Source organism: Corynebacterium sp. KPL4015 (assembly GCF_040225725.1).
Lineage (GTDB): Bacteria > Actinomycetota > Actinomycetes > Mycobacteriales > Mycobacteriaceae > Corynebacterium > Corynebacterium rhinophilum.
Window position 1 is genome coordinate 1 of record NZ_JBEHGF010000010.1, and the last position, 19,018, is coordinate 19,018.

Annotated in this window: 14 protein-coding genes and 1 pseudogene; 8 read left to right on the top strand and 7 right to left on the bottom strand. The window is 60.2% G+C overall.

Annotated elements, in window-relative coordinates:
- Positions 1-213: 213 nt before the first annotated feature.
- Positions 214-888: a DUF4391 domain-containing protein gene (locus tag ABRP64_RS05250; protein WP_349865706.1), complete on the bottom strand. Its 675-nt coding sequence runs from the start codon at positions 886-888 to the stop codon at positions 214-216.
- Positions 889-890: 2 nt separating this feature from the next.
- Positions 891-4,166 carry an SNF2-related protein gene (locus ABRP64_RS05255; protein ID WP_349865708.1) on the bottom strand — a complete coding sequence of 1,092 codons (3,276 nt, stop codon included), beginning with the start codon at positions 4,164-4,166 and terminating at the stop codon, positions 891-893.
- A gap of 501 nt (positions 4,167-4,667) precedes the next feature.
- Between ABRP64_RS05255 and ABRP64_RS05260 the strand changes: the two genes are divergently transcribed.
- Together ABRP64_RS05260 and ABRP64_RS05265 are read left to right on the top strand one after the other, a co-directional pair.
- The gene (locus tag ABRP64_RS05260) at positions 4,668-6,092 is read left to right on the top strand and encodes a PepSY-associated TM helix domain-containing protein (RefSeq protein ID WP_349865710.1); all 1,425 of its coding nucleotides are present in this window, start codon (positions 4,668-4,670) and stop codon (positions 6,090-6,092) included.
- A gap of 55 nt (positions 6,093-6,147) precedes the next feature.
- Positions 6,148-8,198, top strand: a pseudogene (locus ABRP64_RS05265) (M3 family metallopeptidase).
- Here ABRP64_RS05265 and pdxT read toward each other — a convergent pair.
- Together pdxT and pdxS are read right to left on the bottom strand one after the other, a co-directional pair.
- Entirely contained in the window at positions 8,195-8,809 is a 615-nt protein-coding gene (pdxT, locus tag ABRP64_RS05270) for a pyridoxal 5'-phosphate synthase glutaminase subunit PdxT (RefSeq protein WP_349865712.1), read from the bottom strand. The pseudogene ABRP64_RS05265 and the gene pdxT sit on opposite strands and share 4 nt — an antisense overlap.
- Positions 8,810-8,813: 4 nt before the next feature.
- Entirely contained in the window at positions 8,814-9,701 is an 888-nt protein-coding gene (gene pdxS, locus ABRP64_RS05275; RefSeq protein ID WP_349865713.1) for a pyridoxal 5'-phosphate synthase lyase subunit PdxS, read from the bottom strand.
- 81 nt (positions 9,702-9,782) lie between these two features.
- On the opposite strand from pdxS, the gene pdxR reads away from it, so the two are divergent.
- Both pdxR and ABRP64_RS05285 read left to right on the top strand, forming a co-directional pair.
- Positions 9,783-11,099, top strand: a complete 1,317-nt coding sequence (gene pdxR, locus ABRP64_RS05280; protein WP_284770129.1) for a MocR-like pyridoxine biosynthesis transcription factor PdxR — start codon at positions 9,783-9,785, stop codon at positions 11,097-11,099.
- A gap of 37 nt (positions 11,100-11,136) precedes the next feature.
- Positions 11,137-11,334, top strand: a complete 198-nt coding sequence (locus ABRP64_RS05285) for a hypothetical protein (protein WP_284770130.1) — start codon at positions 11,137-11,139, stop codon at positions 11,332-11,334.
- Positions 11,335-11,338: 4 nt separating this feature from the next.
- On the opposite strand, the gene ABRP64_RS05290 is transcribed toward ABRP64_RS05285, so the two are convergent.
- Genes ABRP64_RS05290 through ABRP64_RS05300 form a run of 3 tightly spaced genes read right to left on the bottom strand, consistent with a single transcriptional unit; the run spans position 11,339 to position 15,381 of the window.
- Positions 11,339-12,175, bottom strand: a complete 837-nt coding sequence (locus tag ABRP64_RS05290) for an SPFH domain-containing protein (protein WP_023025338.1) — start codon at positions 12,173-12,175, stop codon at positions 11,339-11,341.
- Complete coding sequence (locus tag ABRP64_RS05295) at positions 12,176-12,820, bottom strand: hypothetical protein (RefSeq protein WP_284770131.1); 645 nt, start codon at positions 12,818-12,820, stop codon at positions 12,176-12,178. It lies immediately after the preceding gene.
- Positions 12,820-15,381, bottom strand: a complete 2,562-nt coding sequence (locus ABRP64_RS05300; RefSeq protein ID WP_284770132.1) for a nitric-oxide reductase large subunit — start codon at positions 15,379-15,381, stop codon at positions 12,820-12,822. The genes ABRP64_RS05295 and ABRP64_RS05300 overlap by 1 nt, the downstream gene beginning before the upstream one ends.
- 221 nt (positions 15,382-15,602) lie before the next feature.
- Here ABRP64_RS05300 and ABRP64_RS05305 point away from each other — a divergent pair, with 221 nt between their 5' ends.
- The 4 genes from ABRP64_RS05305 to metX all read left to right on the top strand — a co-directional run bounded on the left by ABRP64_RS05305 (position 15,603) and on the right by metX (position 18,913).
- Positions 15,603-15,815: a hypothetical protein gene (locus ABRP64_RS05305; protein WP_284770133.1), complete on the top strand. Its 213-nt coding sequence runs from the start codon at positions 15,603-15,605 to the stop codon at positions 15,813-15,815.
- A 14-nt stretch (positions 15,816-15,829) separates the two neighbouring features.
- Positions 15,830-16,411 carry an MBL fold metallo-hydrolase gene (locus tag ABRP64_RS05310; protein WP_284781884.1) on the top strand — a complete coding sequence of 194 codons (582 nt, stop codon included), beginning with the start codon at positions 15,830-15,832 and terminating at the stop codon, positions 16,409-16,411.
- Positions 16,412-16,493: 82 nt separating this feature from the next.
- Complete coding sequence (locus ABRP64_RS05315; protein ID WP_284853400.1) at positions 16,494-17,810, top strand: O-acetylhomoserine/O-acetylserine sulfhydrylase; 1,317 nt, start codon at positions 16,494-16,496, stop codon at positions 17,808-17,810.
- Positions 17,807-18,913, top strand: a complete 1,107-nt coding sequence (gene metX / locus ABRP64_RS05320; RefSeq protein WP_284770136.1) for a homoserine O-acetyltransferase MetX — start codon at positions 17,807-17,809, stop codon at positions 18,911-18,913. Before ABRP64_RS05315 ends, metX begins: the two co-directional genes overlap by 4 nt.
- Positions 18,914-19,018 lie beyond the last annotated feature (105 nt).

The following is a 19,018-nucleotide window of genomic DNA, read 5'->3' on the forward strand; positions in this document are numbered from 1 at the left end:
GACATGGTGGTAGATTACCTTTCTTCCCAGCTCGACTGGGCTGGATATCAGGTGTCCACCACATGGGGGTCAGGTCCGAGAGCGGCAAGCTTCTCAATGTTCCCCGCGACCAAATCGGGCGAGGTCATGCGCATCTTTTCCACGGTAAGCTGGCCTTTCAATAGGAGACAAAATATGCCCTCTACCTTAGTTTTTGGCGATCTAAAAAAAGTCTTAGACGCGCTCAATGAGCGACTTCAATTCACTTTTCTTAGAGTCAAGCTGACCGCGAAGCGTAAACTTCTTCTTGAATTGCGCTTCCGATCTTATCCGTCGAGTCAAGGATGCGATATCAGCCTTAAGGGCATCAATCTTGGCTAACCGCGCTGCTGATTGCTGTGGTGCCTCACCGGGAGCGATGGGAACCTCACTGAGCTGGGAAAGAACCTGCGTATAAAGAGCGTCAAGGCTGACGGCGACAGGCAACTGCCGTCGCGGAGTATCCGCTGCCGTCCACGCGGAACAAAAGTAAGAACGCGGCTTAGCAATGCCGGTCCCAGAAACCTTGAATGCGGCTTGCAACTGTGTCTGAGTGCTACCCCCTGACGAACGGACAATCTCGAAGAGGACGGGTTGTGAAACGACGGCATCAATAGCTGCGAGAACCTTGAAATCCAGCGCATCATCCTTGAGCTGAACAGTGAACACCTGAAATTCTGGAATGGTTTTACTCGCCTGAAGATTCGTGGATTTGGGAGCCAACTTGTAGCTCCACTCAATGCGCTCAACCTGCTCTACAAACAATGTTTGTATCGCGGTCGATACCTTTGCCTGCTGGTAGATCTTCTCTTTCGGGACTCGCAGCGACACGCGTGCCGCCGCGGGCCATTCATACAGGGCATCCAGCATTGCTAGTACTCGCCCGTTTCCACTACTGCGACGAATGCGATGAGCTCAAAGTCGTCAATTCCGGAGATCGTCTGCTCCAAGGCCGTAGTGGGCCCAGCGCTAAACAGGCTGTCAATATCTTTTTCCTCATCAAGTTCAATCATCGATCGGATGGCTTCGGTAAGCAATCCGGAATACTTCTCCATGACTAATCCGTCACGTGTGGCTGCGTTGAAGGTCCCCACCGCACTGGAAATGGGCTCGCTGTAATCTCGGCACGCCACGCGCATGAGATCGAGAAGGTGCTTAGCTTCAGTGTGATCCGCAACCACGGATCCGGCCTCATCCACGTAAACCAAGTAATAGGGATGTAAGCGGTTACCGTAATTGATTTTTTCATCGGCTTCTATGTTGCGCAGCACAAAAATGACACCTGGAACCAACCCCAGTTCTTCGTCTGCAGGAACGACAGCGTGGAGTCCCTTGAGCATGCGCGGTAAATCATCATGCCCCTTGAGGTAACTCAGAAGATCCATGCGAAAGTCGTTAAGCCCCAAGTCCGTAATGGAGACTCCGGTGCGCACGTCCTCTAGCTCAATTACTTCATTTTGAAGGCGCTTGAGTTGCTCACGCCGAAACTGGGCATCCGGGTTCTCGCGTCGCAGGACGTTGTCGTCTGCGGTACCTGCAATGTCCGCGATAACCATACGGTTCTCAACACGTTCTTTTAGGTTGATGTACTCGTCAAGCGTCAGGTTCGGCCAAAAGTTCACTAACTGAATGGTTGCGTTCTTAGAACCAATTCGATCAATGCGGCCGAAACGCTGGATAATGCGCACTGGATTCCAGTGGATGTCATAGTTGACCAAGTAGTCACAATCTTGAAGGTTCTGGCCTTCGCTGATGACGTCTGTACCGATAAGTACATCGAGCTCGCGTTCGTCGCCAGGCATTGCCTCATCGCGCTTCTTCGACACCGGTGAAAACAGTGTCATGACCTCGTTAAAGTGCAGCCCCTTCGCGAAGGAACTTTCCACGCCATGATTCCCACCTGTAATGACCGCCGATTCCAATCCGGCGGCGGATAACTCTGGGCCGAGCTCGCGGTACAAGTAATTTGCAGTATCTGCAAAGGCGGAGAAGACCAAGGACTTCTTGTTACCAGGATTGAAGGGGGACTTGGCCTTCTCCAGTAACATCTTCTTGAGTTTTTGCAGCTTAAGATCGTGCTCAGGGGTAATCTTGCGAACCTCTTCCAGCAGTTCCTTAAGCGTCTCGCGGTCGTTCCAAAGGTCAATCTGCCAGCGCTCGATATCGAGATCCTCTAAGTCAATCGAGATTTTTTCGCCGAATTGGAGCGATTCCAGGCTAGCGGACTCAGAATCACTCAAGTCTAAGTCGGTCTCATCGATCTTGTCCGTGGAGAATTCATCGAGCAAACCGTTGAGCGTCGACCCACTGTCGGACAACGTGCGTAGCAGCTCTTCCACCGAGTCGAGCAGCTTCGTCAGCGTTTTTGTGAAGGCATAGATGGAGCTCTCCAAGCGCTTAAGCAGGTTAACAGTCATGAGCTTTTGCAGGCCCTGCTCACGGCCTGCCTGGCCAATCTGGGAGTTACCCTCCGCAGACGTGAGGTTGTAAAGATCCTCGTATTTGGCCTTGCGACTCTCAAACACATAGTTCAGCGGTGTATAAACAGCCAGTTTAAGGACCTGAAGCTGTTCAAAGATCTCGTTGAAAGTTAATGCCCCAGGAAGGTCCGTCAAATCCTCCCGGATTGAGATCGGCAGCCTACGTTCCGGAAATGCACCAATGGCGGAGGTGTCATAATACTTCTGAATGTGTCGCCGGGAGCGAGCAATGGTCACCGAATCCAGCAACTCAAAGAAGTCGAAGTCTAGCATCGACAAAATGCGTTGCGTCGTACGCTCCTCAACGGGCAGCTTCGACCACTCATTGAAGACTCGCTGGGCATCGCGGAACACATCTTCCACGGAGCCACTGATTTTGAGGCTCTCCGAAAGGGCTTCGGAATCACCTTCGTAGGCTAGCTGCAGCTGATTACGCAAATCGTTGAAGCGATTGTTCACCGGCGTAGCCGACAACATTAGGACCTTCGTTTTAACGCCGTCTCTAATGACCCGATTGAGCAGCTTTTGGTAGCGAGATTCTTTTTCTTCCGTGTAATCCGCATTGCGGAAGTTGTGGGACTCATCGATGACAACAAGGTCGAAGTTGCCCCATTCCAGCAACGACAGATCGATACCACCAATGGTGGTTCCTTTATCACGGGAAAGGTCAGTATGAGCCAAGACGTCGTAGTTGAAACGGTCCTCTTTGAACTCGTTGGTGCGGTAGCGAGAGTTGTAGTTTGTCCAGTTCTCAGCCAGCTTCTTTGGGCACAGCACCAGCACTGATTTGTTACGCAGTTCGTAATACTTGATGACAGCTAGGGCCGTAAAGGTCTTGCCCAAGCCCACGCTGTCCGCGAGGATGCAGCCGTTGAATGTCTCCAGCTTGTTGATAATGCCTGTCGCCGCGTCACGCTGGAAGTTGTATAGGGATTTCCAAATCTTGGTTTCCTGGTAACCCGTCCTATCGTTCGGCAGGACATCCTCACTGATGTCCTCCAGGTAGTCAGCAAAGAGGTTGTACAAGGTGAAAAAGTAGATCCTAGCCGGGGAATTCTCGGCATAAACAGTGGCGATTTGCTCCAAGATCTCATCGGTGACGTCCTTGAGCAACTCCGGATTTTTCCAAGTCTGTTCGAAGACACTCAGAAATGCTTGCGTTGTGCTGGGTTCATCCTGCTTCATGACGATGTTTGACACAGCAGATCCTTGTTCATATCCCAAATCTGTGGTGGTGAATCCACTAATCGGAACGTAATTAAGTCGATCATCAATAGCCGCAAAACTTTGCATTTCGCTTTGCGTTGCCCGCGCTCGAAAAGTTACCTTCCTGCGGATCCATTCCGCGCATTCCCGAGCAATAGCCTTCTGCGTAAGTTTATTACGCAGCTTGATCTCAAACTCGGTGCCGGCGATCTTGGATTGCGAGCCTGGCTCTGGAATGAAGAATTGACGGCGCTGCTTTCCCTTACCGTGAGATGTCTGCTTCAAAAAAGAGTCCGAGGTGAATATGAACTCCAAAGCTTCAATGCCCTGCAGCTCTTCCTGAAGTGCCTCGAATGCGTAAATGGAAAACGTGGCCGCGGCAATCCTGAGCTTTGAACCGGCTGTAAGCTCCTTCTTGAGATCATCGCCCCACAGCCGAGTCGTATTGTCTATAAGTTCCATCTACGCCTCATTGCATAAACTATGTCGTTAACTTCTTGGTTCTTCCAGAATACAGTTCAAGATCACTACAGAATTTTCTCATGCAGGAACACTATTGCTGGTAGGTTATTTCCTTCGTCATTGTCCCACTACATCCTCGTCTTCTTTGAGATTTTGGTAAACACTACCGCCCTGCCTTCGACGAAACTCTCTCATCATGATCGCGGGTCTCGACTCTTCGGCCGCTGTCAGCGCCGCTGGCGAGCACAAGCTACTATCCGAGGAAGACACGCTCCACATCAACGATGGACTCAAGGAGTAAAAGACTCTTCACCGGCTAGTTTTCACCGCGCGCTTCCCTTTATGGGGCGCGCGGTGTCGTCGTTTTCGCTCCTTCAATTTCACACAACTGAAAAAATTTTTTCACCTTCCGGGAACCAGGGTTGCCTAAGTTCCGACTATTAGTGCAGTTGATATCAGCACCCATGCAACTGACCACTAAGCACGAAAGAGAACTATTTTATGAGTCGGACGACTCTGCGTTCCTTCATCCAACGCATACACTTCTACGGCGGCATGTTCGTCGGTCCCTTCATCCTGATCGCGGCATTGACCGGCTGCCTCTACGCCCTAGCGCCGACCCTGGAAAAATTTGCTTACCGCGACGTCATGACCGTCGAGGAAGTTAATAACCCGGTAAGCCTGGAGGACCAAATCAGCGCCGCCCAAAAGGAACACCCGGATATGCCGGTCTCCCAGGTATGGCCGGCGGAATCGGCGACGGACTCCACGCGCGTGCTGGTGGCGGATCCGGGCATCGACGAGAGCCTGCAGCGCACCGTGTTTATTAATCCGGCCGATGGCGAGGTCATCGGTGACTACCCCACCTACTCCGGCTTGGGCGAGATGCCGCTGCGCCGCTGGATCTCCTCGCTGCATGAAAGCTTCCACCTGGGCCAGCCGGGCGAGCTCTATTCCGAGCTAGCCGCCTCCTGGCTGTGGGTCCTGGCCTGCGGCGGGCTCTACATGTGGTGGATTCGCCGCCGGCCCAAGAAGGCGGCCGCGCCGCTGAAGAAGCAGCCACAGCGATCCAAGCGTTGGAAGGCCACCCGCCTGCACTCCACGATGGGCGCATGGATTTTCATCGGGCTCATTGGCCTGTCCGCTACCGGCATCACCTGGTCCCAGCTCGCCGGCGAGAACGTCAATTCCGTGGTGGAGAAGATGAACTGGAAGGCCACGCCGGTAGAAACCGCGCTCACCACCGATTCCTCCGCCGATGCCACACACGATGCCCACGCCGGGCACGAAGGCCACGGTGCCCACGGCGCTCACGGTGGGGATGCGGAAGCTCCGGGCGAGGCACCGGAGCCGGAGGTCATCGCCAAGCAGGCCGAGCGCGTCTATGCCACCGGCCGAGCGGAAGGACTAACGGGCCCGCTGCGCCTGTACGCCCCGGAGGACACCGACTCGGGGTGGAAGGTGAGCGAGCGCTGGGTCGAGTGGCGCTATACCTCCGATGAGGTATCCGTCGACGGTTCCACCGGCGAGGTCATCGACCGCCTGCCCTTCTCCGAGCTGCCGCTATTTAGCAAGCTCAACAGCTGGGGCATCTACCTGCACATGGGCATCATGTTTGGCCTGCCGCTGCAGATCGCCCTTTTTGCCCTTGGCCTCGCCATCGCCGCCATGGTGGTTCTGGGCTACTACATGTGGTGGAAGCGCCGGCCGCAATTTGCACCTGGCTCCAAGCGGCACTTCTCCTGGGCCACCACCGGCCTGGGCGCTCTCTTTGCCGCAACCGTCGGTGTATTTATGCCGCTTTTGGGCATTACCCTTGCCGCATTCCTCGTACTAGATATCATCTTGATGAATACCGGAAAGCGAAAGGCCACGCCGCCGCAGAAGGTGCAGGATGAAGACGCGGAGCTAGTAACGGTGGGCTAGCCTTCTTAGTGAAAGCCATCACAGAGGGTGGAGTTAATGGGTACATTGGTCATTTATGACTAATCCATTACTCCACCCTTCATCGTTGCCCTACCAACTCCCGCCGTTTGCGGAGATTAAAGTCGAGCACTACCGCCCCGCTTTCGACGAAGCGCTCGCGCGCCACGATGCCGAGCTCTCCGCCATTACTGAAAATCCCGCCGCGCCCACGTGGGAAAATACCGTGGAAGCCCTCGAGCGTTCCGGCCAAGACCTCGACCGCGTCATGGCGGTCTTTGGCAACCTTTCTGGCACGGACGTCACCGATGAGATGGAAGAGATCGCCGCCGATATCTATCCGCGCCTGTCCGCCCACTACGACGCGATGTACCAGGACGAAAAGCTCTACCAGCGCATCAAGGACGCACCCCACCCGCCGGCGATGACGAGGGCGCGCGCCTGCACGAGCACCTGCTGCGCACGTTCGCACGCCAGGGCGCGGATCTCGATGCCGCCGGCAAGGCCCGCCTATCCGATATCAACCAGCGCCTGTCCGCCCTATCGGAGGAATTCGGCCGCAATCTCATGGCCTCCACGCGCGAGCACGCCGTCGAGTTCACGGAGGAAGAGCTCGAGGGCCTGCCGCCGGAACGCATCGCCTCAGCCAAGGCGGATGCCAAGGCCCTAGGCCGCGAAGGCTACGTCATCCCGCTCGAGCTGCCCACCGTGCAATCGGAGCAGTCCCGCCTGGCTAGGGAGGGGGCGCGCAGAAAGCTCTATGCGGCATCGGCAAGCAGAGGCTCCGAAAACAACATTCCAGGGCTTATCGAGGCCGTCCAGCTGCGCGCCGAACGCGCCGAGCTGCTGGGCTATTCCTCCCACGCCGATTACGTCATCGCGGAAGAAACCGCTGGCAGCGCCGACGCCGCGCGCGACATGCTCGCAGATCTCGCCCCCGCGGCCGCGGCCAATGCCGCCGGCGAGCACAAGCTGCTAGCCGAGGAAGCCACGCTCAACGAGCAAGACTTCCACGCCGCGGACTGGCCCTACTGGGAATCCAAGGTCCGCGCCCGCGACTTCTCGCTCGACGAGGAGGAGTTGCGCCAGTACTTCCCCCTGGACAAGGTCCTCACCCAGGGCGTATTCGCCGCCGCCGAGCGCCTGTACGGCATTTCCGTTGTCCCGCGCGAGGACCTGGAGGGCTATGCCGAGGGCGTGCGCGTCTGGGAGGTGTTCGACAAGGATGTCGAGCACGCGGGAGATGACGAACACGGGGGCAAGGGAATTGGCCTGCTGCTCACAGACTATTTCGGCCGCCCCACCAAGCGCGGTGGCGCGTGGATGAGCCAGTTCGTGGGCCAATCAGGCCTGCTGGAGCGCAAGCCGGTCATCGTCAATGTGCTGGGCATTACCAAGCCCGCCGATGGTTCCCAGCCCCTGCTGAGCCTGGACGAGGTACACACCCTCTTCCACGAATTCGGCCACGCCTTGCACGGGCTGCTTTCCGATGTCCACTACCCCACCTTCGCCGGCACCAACGTCCCGCGCGACTGGGTGGAATTCCCCTCGCAGATCAATGAGAACTGGGCGCTGGATAAGTCGCTGGTCAAGCAGTATGCGCGCCACGTCGACACCGGCGAACCGATCCCCGATGAGCTGCTCGATGCCGTAACCGCCGCCTCTGAATTCGGCCAGGGCTTTGCCACCTCGGAGTACTTGGCGGCTTCCATTATCGATTTGGCGTGGCATTCGCTCAGCGCCAAGGACGCCGCTGCGCTGGAGGCCACCCCGGAGGCCGTGGACGCCTTCGAGGAGGAGGCCCTGCGCGCGGTGGGGCTGGATAACCCGCACATCGCCCCGCGTTACCGATCGACGTACTTCAACCACATCTTCGCTGGCGGCTACTCCGCGGGCTACTACTCCTACCTGTGGGCCGAGGCTCTCGATGCCGATGGCTTCGAGTGGTTCAAGGAGCAAAGCGATCTACGCGCCGCAGGACAAAAGTTCCGGGACCTCATCCTCTCCCGCGGCGCCTCCCGCGATTTCGGCGCGGCCTACCGCGACTTCCGCGGGCGCGATAAGGACGTCGCTCCGCTGCTCAAGCGCCGCGGCCTATCCGGCGCCTAACTGATACTAGCCAGCCAGGCGGCGTGCACGCGCGCCTCATCGTTTTCTTCCGGGTGGAAGCTCAAGGCGGTGACGGCGCCGTGGCGCACGCCCACGACCGCTTCCTCCGCGCCATCGCGCGGCACAGTCGCGATGACCTCCACGCCTTCGCCGACGCGTGTGACCAGCGGGGCGCGGATGAAGCTCGCCTCGATGGGCAGAGTTTCTTCCCCGACCACGACCGGCACGGTGCGCTCGGCGGAAAAGCGCTGGTTGCCAAAGGCATTGCGCCGCACGGTGATATCGAGCAGCCCCAGTGTCTGCTGGCCTGGCGAGGGGTTATCCAGCTCGCGGGCGCAATAAATCAACCCGGCGCAGGTAGCGAGCACGGGAAGGCCTGCGGCCGCGGCCTCGCGCAGCGGGTCGGCCACGCCGAAGGTGCGGGCGAGCTTGTCGATGACACTCGACTCCCCGCCCGGAATCACCAGCCCATCCAGGCCTTCAAGGTCGCGCGGCACGCGCACCCGGCGCGTCCCCGCCCCCAAGCCGTCAAGGACGCGCAGGTGCTCTTCCACGCCTCCCTGCAGCGCGAGCACCCCGATCGTAGCGCTTGCTTCTTCTGGGTGTGCCACGCGATTACCAGCCGCGCTCGGCCAGGCGGTGCGGTGCCGGCACATCGCCGACATTGATGCCGACCATGGCCTCGCCCAGGCCGCGGGAAAGCTTGGCGAGCTCGGCGGGGGCATCATAAAGCGTGGCGGCCTTCACGATGGCCTCCGCGCGCGCCGCCGGGTTACCGGATTTGAAGATGCCGGAGCCCACGAAGACGCCTTCGGCGCCCATCTGGCGGACGAGGGCGGCATCGGCAGGCGTGGCCACGCCGCCGGCAACGAAGAGGACGACCGGCAGCTTACCGGTCTCCGCAACCTCCGCTACCAGGTCATACGGCGCCTGGAGTTCCTTGGCGGCAACGTAGAGCTCATCGCGGTCGAGGTGCTGCAGTCGGGCGATTTCCGCGCGAATCGTGCGCAGGTGCTTGACGGCCTCGGAGACATCGCCGGTGCCGGCCTCGCCCTTGGAGCGAATCATGGCCGCACCCTCGGTGATGCGGCGCAGGGCCTCGCCCAGGTTGGTCGCACCGCACACGAATGGCACGTCGAAGTCCCACTTATTGATGTGGTTGACGTAATCGGCGGGGCTGAGCACCTCGGACTCATCGATGAAGTCCACGCCGAGCTCGCCCAGAATCTGCGCCTCGACGAAGTGGCCGATGCGCGCCTTCGCCATCACGGGGATGGATACGGCGTCGACGATGCCCTCGATAAGCTCCGGATCGGACATGCGGGCCACGCCGCCCTGGGCGCGGATATCGGCAGGCACGCGCTCAAGTGCCATGACGGCGCTCGCGCCCGCATCCTCGGCGATGCGCGCCTGTTCCGGGGTCACGACGTCCATGATGACGCCGCCCTTGAGCATGTCAGCTATTCCACGTTTCACGCGCGTGGTCGCAATGTTTTCGGTCATGCGCTCTATACTGCCCTGCCGAAGTGGTACAAGTAAAGAACCATTTCCCGCGTGTTGGGTTGTACCACTTATACTGTGTTTATGCCCCTGCGCCTCGACCCCGCCGATACGCGCGCCCTGCCGGTGCAAATCGCCGCCGCCGTGCGCGCCGATGTCACCTCCGGCGCCCTGCTGCCCGGCGAGCCCGTCCCCTCCACCCGCGCGCTGGCCACCCAGCTCGGCGTCTCCCGGGGCAGCGTCGTTACCGCGTATGAGCAGCTCACCGCCGAGGGCTACCTCAGCGCTGAGGTTGGTTCCGGCACCGTCATCAATCCCCGCCTGCCTCACAGCCCGCCGCCGCGCCCCGAGCCCGCGCCGCAGCCCGCTGCCGCGCCTGACCTTTTGGAACTGACGCCCGGCCTGCCCGATACCGCCGGCATCATCACCCCCGAATGGCGCGCAGCCTGGCGCGATGCCGCCGCCCAGCCGCTTTCCGATGCCCCTCCACTCCCCCACCACATCGCCAACCACCTGCGCTACATGCGCGGGCTGCGGGTAGATCCGCGCCGCATCGTCGTTACCGCCGGCGCCCGCGATGGCCTCGCTTTAGTGCTGCGTACGCTCGGTACCGCGCTGCGCGTCGGCGTCGAATCGCCCGGTTATCCCAGCCTGCGGCGCATCCCGCAGGCGCTTGGCCATGAGCTGGTGAACGTACCCACCGATGCCGATGGCGTTACCGTTCCCGATACCGACCTCGACGCGCTGATTGTCACCCCAAGCCACCAGTACCCGTATGGCGCCTCGCTGCCGGCCGAACGCCGCGCCGAACTCGTCGCCTGGGCCCGCCAGCATGGCGCTTTACTCATCGAGGATGACTTCGATTCCGAGCTGCGCTACGTGGGTCAGCCGCTGCCCGCGCTCGCTGCGCTCGCCCCAGAGCGCACCGTGTTGCTCGGTACGTTTTCCACCGTGATTTCGCCGTCCATCGCCTGCGGCTATGTGGTGATCCCGGATGGGCTGCGCGGGGGCATCGACAAGCAGCGCGATATCTTTGGCCAGCCGGTCGGCACCATCCCGCAGGCCGCGCTCGCCCATTACCTGGCCAGCGGGGCGCTGCGGCGCCACACCGGACGCATGCGCCGGACCTACAAGCGCCGCCGCGACCTCGTGGCCGATGCCCTGGGCTCTCTCCCCGGCGCGCGCCTGCTGCCCATCAATGGCGGTCTACATGCGGTTTTGCTGTGCAACCCGGCCATCGTCCCGCGGGCCGCCGCCCGCGGCATCAAGCTGACCCCGCTGCGCGAATACTGGGGCGGCGTGGACGCCGAAGACGGCGTGGTTTTAGGCTTTGGCCACCTAAGCGATGACGATCTGCGCCGCAGCCTGAGCGCGGTCGCCGCCGCGCAACGCGAATGTTAGCCTGAATTTAAATGCCCTCGCACAGAAAGACGTAAGAATGATGCTTGGCCCGCTCGAACTTCTGCTCATGCTCATCCCGCTAGCTATCTTCATCGGACTTATAGCCGGTGCCATTTATTTAATCGTGCAAGTCTCGCGCAATACCAAAGACATCCAGCAGAATTCGCAGGCCATCGCGCAACTTCGAGAGGCACAGAAAAACGGCCCCTCCGCTGGGCAGGGGCCGCATTCTTAAATGCCTAGTCCGCAGGCTTTTCCGTATTCACCGCGTGCGAGAAGTTCTCACTGAATTCCTTGAAGCCCTTATTAAAGGTGCCCAGGTTTTCCATGAACCCGCCCATGATGTCTATGGGCAGCGGGAAGACGATGGTGGAGTTTTGGTCCGCGCCGAGTTCCAGGACCGTTTGTAGGTAGCGCAGCTGCAGCGCCGCCGGGGCCTTGCCCAACTCCTCTGCAGCCTCGCGCAGCTCGCGGGAAGACTGCAGCTCACCGTGGGCCGAAATGACCTTGGCGCGGCGCTCGCGCTCCGCCTCCGCCTCGCGCGCCAGGGCGCGCTGCATCATCTCTGGGATTTCCACGTCCTTAATCTCCACGATGCGGGTCAACACTCCCCACCGTTCGGTTTGGCCGTTGATGATCGCCGCTAGGTCCTCGTTAAGCTCCTCGCGGTGGGCCAGCAGGTCATCGAGGCTCGCCCGACCCAAAAGCGAACGCAGGGTGGTCTGCGCAATCTGCGAGGTGGCCACGGCGTAGTTTTCTACCTCGAGGACCGCCTTGCTCGAATCGGTGACCTCGAACATGACCACCGCATTCACGCGCACGGACACGTTGTCCTTGGTGATGATTTCTTGCGGCGGAATCGTCAGCGTGACCACGCGCAAATCCACGCGCTCCAGCTTATCGATGCCCGGCAGCAAGAAATGCAGCCCCGGCTCCAGCATCGGTCGCAGGTGGCCAAAGCGGAAGGTCACGCCCCGCTCATACTGCTTAATCACCTTGAGCGAGTAGGACAAAAACACCCCGATGAGAGCGAGGATGATGCCGATGACGATCGGCCAGAATACGGGAGCGGACACTTAGATTTCCCCTTCCAGTTCTTGACGCACCGAGCGGTAGCGCGTGGATTTTCCGTACTTCGAACCATAGCGATCGACCTGCGCCGCCAACTCCGCCTCGCGGTTATCCATCTCCGGCACCACCAGCTGCGGCGCGTTCGAGGGCGTATTCCACAGGTGGCGGGCCAGCGGGTACACGCCGAAACCGGTGATGATAAGCACCGTAGCCAGCGTCAACGCCACTTCCGCGGGCGAATGGTAGCTAATCAGCGAGGCCAAGGGCAGCAAGTAGCCCATCGCCGCCACCGCCAGCGCGATGCCGCGGTGGAAGCGCCCCGAATCCGAGTGCGGCCACGGATCCAACTGGCGCGTGACCTCCCGGCCATGGTGCGAGACCGTGCACTGCTGCTTGACCGGGCAGGTATTGCACACGGTCGGGTTCGCGCGGTAGCGCATGACGCGGTTTTCCGGGTCGAAGCTGGAGGGCCAGAGCCAGTGATCTTCGGGGCATCGCCAAGCATCGTGGTCTTCCATGTACCGGAACGTGCCGGATTGGTTGGACATGGTGCGGTTGGCGGTTTGTTGCGCCAGCAGGTCGAATACCCAGGCCACTGCGAGCAGGAAGAGCCCGTAGCACGCGGATAGTACGGTAAATGCACCCGGCATTAGTCGTCCTTCTTATCCGAGCGGTAGGTACCGCCCCACTTCGTGCGCGATTCAAATTCCTGGCGCGGCGCGGTGGCGGAATCGCCGCGCTCAGCATCGGGATCTTCCTCCTCTACGAAGGCACCGCGCTCATCAACGTACCCGTAGCGCCGGCCCGTGGAGCTGCGCTTGTCGACTCGCCCCTTGCCTCCAGAAACCAGTCCCACCGAGGATCCCACGGGAACCTCGCCCGCGTGGTCGTCCTCGTCTGGGGTAATGATGCTAAACAGCGGGTTAGTCGGGTGCTCATCCACCGTGGGGATGTCCTTGTTGTAGAGCACCCCGCGCAGCGCCATCCAAAGGAAGGGCAGGATGCCGATGAGGAACATGACATCGCCAGGCAGGCGCAGCCACTCCATAACGAAGTTTCCAGGTTGGGTGATATAGCCCAACGAACGCGCCTCCACGTACCCGGAGCCGACGGACTCGTAAAGCTGCATGATGCCCAGTGGCAGCAGCGAAATTACCACCATCCACAACAGGCCCAGGTTTTGCAGCCAGAAAGCCCAGCCCATGGCCTTATCGGACCATTTGTCCTTGGGGATGAGATAGCGCAGTGCAAAGACCGACAGGCCTACAGCCAGGAAGCCATACACACCCATCATTGCGCCGTGGGCGTGGTTGGCCGTCAGCGCCGTACCGATTTCGTAGTAGGACACGATAGGCAGGTTGACTAGGAAGCCAAAGATGCCTGCGCCCAAGAAGTTCCAGAAACCAACGGCAACGAGGAACATCACGGCCCAACGGTGCGGGAAGGGTCGCTCCCCAGAAGCGCGCTGGCGGGAACCCAGCTGCATGAACGTCCACGCCTCCACCGTCAACAGCGTCAGCGGGACCACCTCGGCGGCCGAGAAGAACGCGCCCAGGGCCATGTGCTCGACCGGGGTGCCGGAGAAGTACAGGTGGTGCATCGTACCCAGCACGCCACCGGTGGAATAAAGGATGACGTCCAAGAAGATGATGCCCAGGGCGATCTTTTCACGGACCACGCCGAGCAGGACGAAGACGTAGGCCACCATGACGGTGGTAAATAGCTCCAGGAAGTCCTCCACCCACAGGTGGACCACCCAGAAGCGCCAGAATTCAGCGACGGAAATGTGGGTTTCCGAGCCAGCCAGGTTGCCCACCGCGTAAAACGCCGGGATGGCGAGGCCCGCAAAGAAGAACAACCACGGCATATTAGACTTGTGCTCATTTTTTAACCGCCCGCGCAGTTGGCGGTAGATGATGCCGATCCACACGAACATGCCAATGGTGAGCAGGACTTGGAAGAAGCGCGGCAGGTCCAGGTATTCCCATTGCTGGGAAAATAGCGTGCCCTCTTCGATGTAGCCCATGGTAGAAAGCCATTCAAAGGCCATCGACCCGAAGACCACTACGGCGATGGCTCCCAGGAGGAACCAGACGAGCCAGTGCTGCTTCTTCGGCTCTTTCTTGCCCACGAAGGAGGCGAGGAAGATACCCGCCGCCAACAGGCCGCCGGCGGTCCACAGCAGTGATAGCTGCAGGTGCCAGGTGCGCGAGACGTTATACGGCAAGATCTCTTGCAGCGGAATGCCGAAGAAACCGGTGAGCTCGGTGCGATAGTGCTGGCTGGCCGCACCCAGCAGCGCCTGGATTAAGAACAGCAACGCAATGACCAGGACGAACCAGGCCACCACCTTCTGCGACTTGGTCAGCCCGACCTCGCCCGGCTGCTTGAAGTCCAGGTTCGGTGCTTCTTCCGAATGCCAACCAATGGACTTGGACCACCGGCCGTAAATCGCAAAGATCAGGCCGGTACCGCCGATGAGCGCGATGAGCGAGAGCACCGACCACACCACGAGGTCCGCGGTCGGGCCGTTGTCCACGCGCGATTCCGCGGGCCAGTTATTGGTATAGGAATAGTCGTGGCCCGGACGCTCTGCCGCCGAAGCCCACGCGGTCCAACCGAAGAAACCTACGAGGTTATTGATGTCTTGCTCATCGGTAATAAAGTCCGACGGCAAGCCACTGTTGTGGGAATCGGGGCCAAAGTACTGAGCGTAGTAGTCCTTATTGGCCTCGAATGCCGAAATCTGGTTATCGGTCCACTCCAGCACGCCCGTTTCTTCGTCATAGCGGTTGGTGCGGAATTCTTCTACCACGGCCTCTTCGGGAGTGGCGGAAGAATCAACGAAATCGGGCATACCATTCGCGTCGTTTTCCTCGCGGGCGTGATCGAGAGCGCGGCGCAGGTACTCCGCCGTATAGTCCGGGCCCAGGTAGGCGCCGTGGCCCAGCACGGAGCCGTATTGCTGCAGGCCGCGGGCCTGGTACAGCGCCTGGCCGTTAGTGATCTCTTCCTTGGTTAAGACCGTTTCGCCCGTGGATTCGGAGACAATCTTTTCCGGCAACGGCATGGATGCGTCATAGGTGCGGTACGCCAAAAATCCCATGACCAAAAAGCCAAAGATCATGACGAGGGCAATGCCTTGCACCCACACGTTGCTCACCTTGAGGACCGGTTTCTTCCGGTCCTCAACCCCAGTCGTGGTGGCCATAAAGTGTCCTTTTCACAGTTGTAGAGAGTTCGACATACATCATTATGAACGGACAAAGCGGTGTTAAATAGTCGAACGGAAGGCCCCTACCCCCATTCGCCCACATCGGCCAGCCCGCACGCGAGCATTATTGGGAAAATCGGTGCACCATATAGCCGGGTTCCGCCCCCAGAATCCCCACCCAGCTTGTTTACCCCCGGTTTTTCCGTAACAATTAATGCATGACATTCGCAGAGCACACCAAGCGCAATTGGCTCATCACATTATTCGCCGCGATTTTCCTCGCCGCCATCGTCTGCATGATTTTCTTAAACGATCCACACCGCACAATGGTGGTCGCCATGGTCTTTATCGCCTCAGCAATCCTGCTCTTCGGCGCAATCCTCGGCATCTGGTACCTATTTCGCCGCAAGGACGAAAAAGACCCGCAGTAGATAGGCTAGGACGCATGGAATTTAGCTTGCTTGGCCACGCCTGCGTCGCAGTTGCGGCGCCGGGCGGGCGTATCCTCATCGATCCCGGAACCATGACGCCCGCCTTTCCCGACGCCGATGCGGTGCTCATTACCCATGCGCATGCAGATCACCTAGACCCGGACCGGCTTCCCGATGCCCCACTCTGGGCGCCCGCCGAAGCCTGCGAACAGCTGGGGCGCGGTACCGCGGTTGCACCGGGCGAGACCATCACCGTCGCCGGTCTCGACATCGAAGTACTCGGCGGCCAACACGCGCCGATCCACCCGAATATCCCGCGCCCGGCCAACGTGGGCTACTACTTGGGTGGCCTGCTCCACCCGGGCGATCAGTACATCGATCACCCGGCCAACGTGTTGCTCCTGCCCATCGCTGGGCCCTGGGTAAAGGCCGCGGAGGCCGCCGATTATGCCCAGCGCGTCGGCGCCGCGGTCACGATCCCCATCCATGACGCCGTGCTTTCCGATGTCGGCCGCACCGCCTTCGACACCATGCTCACCAAAGCCGGAGTACAGGGCTATAAGCGGCTAAATCCAGGCGAGAAATTTACCGCTTAGTCTATTTTTATTCTCTGACTACCCTGCGGTTTCGCAGCGGGGTGCTGTACGTTACATACCGCTTGGTCTAGTCTTGCGTGGCATGACGACGAAATACGATAACTCCAACGCAGACTGGTCCTTCGCCACCCGCTCCGTTCATGCAGGCCAAAACCTCGACGGCGCGCACAACTCCCGCAATGTGCCGATTTACCAAACCACCTCGTACGTCTTTGATGACGCCGAGCACGCGGCCAACCGCTTTAACCTCTCCGATGCAGGCCCCATCTACACCCGCCTGACCAACCCAACGCAGGATGCGCTGGAAGAGCGCTTGGCCTCCCTTGAAGGCGGCGTGGCCGCCGTGGCCTTTGCCTCGGGCCAGGCCGCAGAGACCGCGGCCATTTTCAACCTCGCCTCGGCAGGCGATCACATCGTTTCCTCCCCGCGCCTCTACGGCGGCACCTCCACCCTCTTTACCGTCACGCTCAAGCGCCTTGGCATCGACGTCACCCTCGTGGAAAACCCGGACGACCCCCAGTCCTGGCAGGACGCCGTACAGCCTAATACCAAGGCCTTTTACGGCGAGACCTTTGGCAACCCGGTAGCCGATGTCCTCGATATCCCCGCCATCGCCGAGGTCGCGCACACTAACCAGGTCCCGCTCATCGTGGATAACACCATCGCCACCGCAGCGCTGGCCCGCCCGCTCGACTTGGGCGCGGACATCGTCGTGGTTTCGACCACGAAGTTCTACACCGGCAACGGTTCTGCGGTGGGCGGCGCGATTATTGACGGCGGCTCCTTCGACTGGACCGTCGAGCGCGACGGCGAGCCGGTATTCCCCCACTTCGTCACCCCCGACGAGGCCTACCACGGCCTGAAGTACGCCGACCTCGGCGCCCCCGCCTTCGCGCTCAAGGCCCGCGCCGGCCTGCTGCGCGATACCGGCGCCGCCATTTCTCCGTTCAATGCATGGCTGACGCTTAATGGCATTGAGACGGTAGGGCTGCGCATCGACAAGCACAATGCCAACGCCCAAGCCGTGGCCGAGTACCTGGAAGGCCACGCCAAGGTGACGAAGGTCAACTACGCCGGCCTGGATTCCTCGCCGTATAAGAAGATCAAGGAGAAGCTGGGTTACTCCTATACCGGCTCCGTGCTGTCCTTCGATATCGACGGCGGGCGCGAGGAAGCATGGGCGTTTATCGATGCCCTGAAACTCCACTCCAACCTCGCCAATATCGGCGATACCCGCTCGCTCGCCGTTCACCCGGCGACCACCACGCACTCGCAGTCCGATGATGCTGCCCTTGCCGCGGCGGGCATTGCGCAGTCGACCATCCGATTGTCTGTGGGCATTGAAGATATCGACGACATCATTGCTGACCTCGAATTGGGATTTAACGCACTGGCATGAGCTGTATAAGTATCGGCGATTTTCGCACCGAAGCAGGCGCCACGCTTTCCGATGCCCACATCGCCTACCACCGCTTCGGCCATTTCCTCGGCGATCCGCACGGCGGAAATAACGTCATCTTGGTGGAACACGCGCTGACCGGCAACGCCGATGTGGCCGAGTGGTGGTGCGATCTCATTGGCCCAGGCAAGGCGCTGGATACGACGAAGTGGTGCGTTATCGCCATGAACGCACTCGGTGGCTGCAATGGATCCACCGGCCCCTCCTCCCCGCATCCAGATGGCCGCAGTTGGGGATCGCGTTTTCCGGCGCTATCCATTCGCGATTTGGTGGCCGCGGAGAAAAAGGCGCTGGAAGAACTCGGAATAACGCGCGTACATGCGATTATCGGCGGTTCTATGGGTGGTGCACGCGCCTTGGAATGGACGCTGATGTACCCGGAGGCGGTCGATGCTGCGTGCGTTATCGCCGTCTCCGCGCGCGCCTCCGCGTGGCAGATTGGTATCCAGTCGGCGCAGATTTCCGCGATTGAACGCGATCCCTTCTGGCACGGCGGCGACTATTATTCCTCCTCCCAGCGCCCTCGCGAGGGACTCGCGGCGGCGCGGCGCATCGCGCACCTGACGTATCGCGGCGAGCAGGAAATTGATGAGCGCTTTGGTGTTCAGGCCCAAACCGACGAAGAACCCCTCGGGCCCTATCGCCGGCACGACCAGCGCTTCGCCGTGAACTCCTACCTGGATTATCAGGGCTCGAAGCTGGCGGATCATTTTGATGCCGGCTCCTATGTCACACTTACCGAGGCCCTCAACCGCCACGACATCGGCCGTGGCCGCGGCGGCCTGAACCGCGCGCTGGGTTCTTCGCAGGTACCGACCATGGTCGTGGGCGTCGATACGGACATCCTTTATCCCTATCACCAGCAGGAACACCTCTCTCGGAACCTAGGCAACCTGCTGGCCATGGCGAAGGTAGTCTCTCCCGTCGGCCACGATGCGTTCCTCACGGAGTCGCGCCAGATGGACCGCATCCTGCGCAACTTCCTCACCCTGTCCCAACCGCACCCGCTGGACGCGGACAGCACAATCGACTACGCCATCTAGCCAACCCCGCCTACACGCCGGCGCGTGCGCAATTCCGCATCGCCTACGCCAGCGGTTTACGGTCACTGGTGGCTCGACGCACGAACGGGACGCGGCGCGAGGCAG